We start from the raw sequence: 4,088 nt of genomic DNA, 5'->3' as shown, positions 1-4,088 counted from the left end.
AACGAGAGCAATCGTCACGGCTTCAAGGCGGGTCAGAGTTATGCTGACGCGGCCATTGCGAAGGGCGTTGGTGAAGCGGGTCATGGTCAGTACCACCCCATGTCACGATCAAGCTGCTCGTGCGCTTCGTCGCGTTCCTGCTGGTAGGCATTGCGAGCCTCGCGGACACATTCGGGCGCGCCGCAGTCATCAAGCGGTTCGGAAAAGCGATCCTTGGGACCGATGTCTGCGCCGCAGTTGAAACAGTAGTGCCTGTTAGAAGCCATCATACCTGCTCCTGTGATGCTGAATCTCATCCGCGCCCTGCCCCCGATAAGAGGCAGGACAGGGGGAGATTTAGGGGGTGGTGGGATGGATGATCCGAACATGCGGGAAGCGGTGACTGTGAAATTCAGCCTCGCGCTGAATGTCCTGCAACCGGTCTCGCTTAACCGGCTCCTTGCGCATCCCGGAACCGGGACAATCAAGTCGCGTCCGCTGTTCCATAACGGCGGTCCACTTCTTGCCGTCGTGGCTGCTTTCGAGGCGGTAGGTCATGCGACCCACTCCGGGTGGCGGTATATCGCTTTCGCAACGCGATCATTCGCAGGGTCATAAAGATATGCCACGGCATCGTCGTTGCCGAGCATAACCACCGCGATCATGTTCTCGCGAGCAAACCGCTTGGCGGCACTCTCGACCGAACGACGCGGCGCCAGGGCGGCCCACTCTTTGGTGGTCTTAACGTAAGAAGCGGAACGAACGAACATGCAAGCCTCCCTGTGTTGGCCGCCGAATTGCGGCAGGGTTTGCAAAGTTGGTCCGTTGGTGAGCGCCGTCTGCGCCATTCTCTTCCTCCTTCGGCGTTCGTTAGGCGGCCATGACCAGCGTGGCGGACGAAAGGCAGCGGGCGACAATCACCGCAGCGCACTCTTCGGCGCTGGGGAACTCGCAGGCAGCGTCATACCCGACCGCATCAATGCAGGCGTCGAGAAGGCGATTGCTGGTCTGGATGTAGCCGCGCGGATCAGCGCAGGTTTCGAAGTCGCCCATGCGATGCAGGCTGCTCAACAGCCCGTCGATGGTTTCGAATTGCGCGAGAGTGATCTGCATTCTCTTCCTCCTTCGGCTTGGCCGGTAGGAGGGGTTATGGGGGATATTTCCCCCGCCGTCAATAGAAATGTGTGAAATTTCCCCCACTATTTTTCAGGCACAAAAAAGCCTCGCCTCGCGGGGCTGGTGGTCAGATAATGACCGCTTGACAGCTTCCTGCGGTATTGCAAGCATACGTAGCAATATTAACGCAGCAAGCATGGTGAGAATATGAATGATCGCAAGAAGGGTGGGGAGGCGAGAGCCAAGAGTTTGACGCCCGACGAACGGAAGGCGATTGCGCAGGTCGCCGCATCCGCAAGGTGGGCGAAGAAGGAGGTCGCGACCAATCTTCCTAAGGCCACCCACCAGGGGAAGATGATAGTCGGGGAGGTGGAACTTGATTGCTATGTTCTAGAGGATGGCCGCCGCCTGATCCACAAGCGCGGCATGGCAAAAGCCCTCAACCTGAAGTCGGCCGGCGGCAACGCCTTTCTCCGCTCGATGACGCGAAAAGGCATTGGATCCGAACTCGGCCAAAAACTGGTCCAAATCATAGAAAATCCGGTTATTTTCAAGCCCTTGACCATGGATTCGGCCCATGGGTATGACGCCGAAGTTTTGGTGGAGGTTTGCAAGGCGATCCGGCGCGCGCATGAGGGCGGCAAACTTACTGGATCACAGGAATTTCTCGCGGTTCAGGCCGCTGTTCTGCTTAACGCATTCGCCAAGGTTGGCGTTGCGGCGCTGATTGACGAAGCCACTGGCTTTCAAGAGGTTCGCGGCCCAGACGCCCTGCGGCTTTTGGTCCAGCAGTACATTGAAGCGGAAAAGCGTGAATGGGAAAAGCAGTTCCCTGATGAATATTATGATCGCCTCAATGAGTTGTACGGCAGCAAGCGGATGACGCGGACAAGCACCGGCATTGTGATCCAGAACCGTCCGCAGCACTTCGCCTTATTCACGCGTAAGTACGTTTATCATCCTTTGGAGAATGGGGCAGTTCTCGATGAGCTTGACCAGATCAATCCAAAGATCGATCGCAAAGGGAATCGGAGAGCGCGCTTCCATCAGCACTTGAGTTATGATTACGGGTTGCAAAAGCTCAAGCGCCAGATGCAGGAAGTCATGACGCTGATGGCTGTTTCGGATTCGGTCGGGCAGTTCAAGCGCCTATTCCAAAAGCGCTTTCCCCAAGTGGGCGACCAAGGGGATTTAGGGCTGGACTAGCCCCCTACTCCCCCACCCCACAAAACACCGTCACCGCAGGCGCGCCACCGCCAAAGATATTCGCCGCCCCCAGCTTGGCGGGCACGGGATAGTGATCCACCCGCTCGACGGTCAGGATCAGTACATCATCGCCCTGCTGAATGTGCAGCCGGTCGCCCCGGTGCGGGATCGCCGCGAACTGGTACAGGCCCGGAGCCGTGTCACCGTCGATGTAGATGTTGGCGAGGATGGTCATCCTTCAGATGAGGTATTCCAGCCGCCAAATGCGATGCACCACAGCAACACCATCGCCAAAGGCGGGAAGATCGCCACAAGCACCCAAGCCCGCGACCATCCAATCCGCTTAAGGATTGCATTGAGCGGTATCATCCACGCCGCCCATACGACCAGCAGGATGATCCAGTGCATCAAAGAATAGGAACCCATATTACCCCCCCGGTTTAACCCTTGGCGTCAGACTGCGGATTCTGATTTGGCATCGTGAACAGGACAGGCGATGCCCATACCACCTCAACATTTTCCATGTCGGCCGCGTTCAGCGAGCGGAGCGTATACCTGCCGGCCATGGTGCCGGCGCTCAGGATTTTCAGGTAAGTGCCGCCATCAGTCAGGTGGACCGCGCAATGGCGGCCGAGATATTGAGGCAGCACGCCCTCATGATCGCGCCGGACATAGATAATGTCCCCTGGCTCATATTTCGGGAGCATCGACTCCCCCTTAACCCGGAGAGCCATAAGCCTTCCCGGCGCCAATGGCGGGCGCGGAACCAGCTCGAACTGGTCGCCATCATTGAAATAGGCAATCAGGCCGCCCGCGCCAACTTCCCCTAACAGGGGCACGCGCTCGGAACCAATCAGATCCTCTATCGGCATTTCCAAAGCCACCGCTATTGCGTCAAGCGTCCCGATCCCCGGATTTTCTGTTTTCTTGAGCAAATCCCTGACCATGGATTCGCTCAGGCCAGCCGCCGACGACAGGCTGCGCTTGGTAAAGCCCTTCCGATTCATGGCACGCTCTATCGATGCGCGGATTTCTTCGATTCTGGGGCGGCTGCTCATGGGGGATATATCCCACGCAGCGTCTATATTAAGGAAGGCGCGTAATTTCCCCCACCCCAATCCTTGACTGGGGGATATTTCCCCCATAGAATGCCTGTCCATGGCAGAGCTACTCAACAGCATTTCATCCTTCTGCGAGGCTCATGGTCTCTCGGAATGGCAGTTTGGCGAACTCGCGCTGAATGACCGGCACCTGATCCGCCAACTGCGGGATGGCCGCGATCTTCGGATGAGCACAGTCGAGCGGCTCAAGGCTTTCATGGCCACCTACCGCCCCACCAAGCAGGCGGATGCAGCATGAGCGGGCTGACCCAGAACTGGAGATCGTAAATGAGCGACATTGAAATTCGCCTCGAATGCCTGCGCCTTGCGAATGCTGGCTTTGGCGAACTGCCTAGTGACATCGTGTCCCGCGCCCGCGCCTACCACGATTTCCTGACCGGCAAGAGCGACCAGACGCCGCGCCAGATCATAGACGCGGCGCTGGAGGCGGCCAATGTCAGCTAATGTCGCGATAGCCGCTCGTCGCTTGCAGGCATCGCGCATAGGTGTCGAGAACGGTCTTTTCGTCCTTAAAGTAGTTCGCCCCTTCGCGAATGATGGTGAGCAGTCTGAAGGCGACTTCTTCTTTCGTGGTGGAGGCAGGAAAGTTCGTAACGCGCACATCGTCAGCCATCGTGATTCCTTTCGTGGTTGTTTCGCAATCGCCACGATGACCGAAGCCGCTGG

At 57.8% G+C, this 4,088-nt stretch carries 11 protein-coding genes; 3 read left to right on the top strand and 8 right to left on the bottom strand.

Annotated elements, in window-relative coordinates; all coding sequences use genetic code 11:
* Nucleotides 1-86: 86 nt before the first annotated feature.
* The 4 genes from K7W03_RS26795 to K7W03_RS26780 all read right to left on the bottom strand — a co-directional run bounded on the left by K7W03_RS26795 (nucleotide 87) and on the right by K7W03_RS26780 (nucleotide 1,092).
* Nucleotides 87-269: a hypothetical protein gene (locus K7W03_RS26795; RefSeq protein ID WP_222887966.1), complete on the bottom strand. Its 183-nt coding sequence runs from the start codon at nucleotides 267-269 to the stop codon at nucleotides 87-89.
* A gap of 67 nt (nucleotides 270-336) precedes the next feature.
* Entirely contained in the window at nucleotides 337-537 is a 201-nt protein-coding gene (locus K7W03_RS26790) for a hypothetical protein (RefSeq protein WP_222887964.1), read from the bottom strand.
* Nucleotides 534-827 carry a hypothetical protein gene (locus K7W03_RS26785; RefSeq protein ID WP_020820835.1) on the bottom strand — a complete coding sequence of 98 codons (294 nt, stop codon included), beginning with the start codon at nucleotides 825-827 and terminating at the stop codon, nucleotides 534-536. Before K7W03_RS26785 ends, K7W03_RS26790 begins: the two co-directional genes overlap by 4 nt.
* A gap of 22 nt (nucleotides 828-849) precedes the next feature.
* Entirely contained in the window at nucleotides 850-1,092 is a 243-nt protein-coding gene (locus tag K7W03_RS26780; protein ID WP_222887962.1) for a hypothetical protein, read from the bottom strand.
* Between the two features lie 210 nt (nucleotides 1,093-1,302).
* On the opposite strand from K7W03_RS26780, the gene K7W03_RS26775 reads away from it, so the two are divergent.
* On the top strand, nucleotides 1,303-2,301 hold the full coding sequence (locus K7W03_RS26775) for a P63C domain-containing protein (RefSeq protein WP_222887960.1): 999 nt from the start codon (nucleotides 1,303-1,305) through the stop codon (nucleotides 2,299-2,301).
* A 4-nt stretch (nucleotides 2,302-2,305) separates the two neighbouring features.
* On the opposite strand, the gene K7W03_RS26770 is transcribed toward K7W03_RS26775, so the two are convergent.
* The 3 genes from K7W03_RS26770 to K7W03_RS26760 are packed head-to-tail and all read right to left on the bottom strand — an operon-like array spanning nucleotide 2,306 to nucleotide 3,359.
* Nucleotides 2,306-2,536, bottom strand: a complete 231-nt coding sequence (locus K7W03_RS26770) for a hypothetical protein (protein ID WP_222887959.1) — start codon at nucleotides 2,534-2,536, stop codon at nucleotides 2,306-2,308.
* Nucleotides 2,533-2,727, bottom strand: coding sequence for a hypothetical protein (locus tag K7W03_RS26765; protein ID WP_222887957.1), 195 nt, complete (start codon nucleotides 2,725-2,727; stop codon nucleotides 2,533-2,535). The genes K7W03_RS26770 and K7W03_RS26765 overlap by 4 nt, the downstream gene beginning before the upstream one ends.
* 14 nt (nucleotides 2,728-2,741) lie before the next feature.
* Nucleotides 2,742-3,359 carry a S24 family peptidase gene (locus K7W03_RS26760; protein ID WP_226870545.1) on the bottom strand — a complete coding sequence of 206 codons (618 nt, stop codon included), beginning with the start codon at nucleotides 3,357-3,359 and terminating at the stop codon, nucleotides 2,742-2,744.
* A 100-nt stretch (nucleotides 3,360-3,459) separates the two neighbouring features.
* Between K7W03_RS26760 and K7W03_RS26755 the strand changes: the two genes are divergently transcribed.
* Together K7W03_RS26755 and K7W03_RS26750 are read left to right on the top strand one after the other, a co-directional pair.
* On the top strand, nucleotides 3,460-3,660 hold the full coding sequence (locus tag K7W03_RS26755; RefSeq protein WP_222887955.1) for a hypothetical protein: 201 nt from the start codon (nucleotides 3,460-3,462) through the stop codon (nucleotides 3,658-3,660).
* Nucleotides 3,661-3,689: 29 nt separating this feature from the next.
* Nucleotides 3,690-3,866: a hypothetical protein gene (locus K7W03_RS26750; protein WP_222887953.1), complete on the top strand. Its 177-nt coding sequence runs from the start codon at nucleotides 3,690-3,692 to the stop codon at nucleotides 3,864-3,866.
* Here the strand turns inward: K7W03_RS26750 and K7W03_RS26745 are convergent.
* On the bottom strand, nucleotides 3,859-4,088 hold a 230-nt coding region (locus K7W03_RS26745), incomplete at its 5' end, for a hypothetical protein (RefSeq protein WP_222887951.1). The two genes, K7W03_RS26750 and K7W03_RS26745, sit on opposite strands and share 8 nt — an antisense overlap.

It is taken from the genome of Sphingobium sp. PNB (assembly GCF_019873065.1).
GTDB lineage: Bacteria > Pseudomonadota > Alphaproteobacteria > Sphingomonadales > Sphingomonadaceae > Sphingobium > Sphingobium fuliginis.
This window is presented reverse-complemented; position numbering and strand designations above follow the sequence as displayed.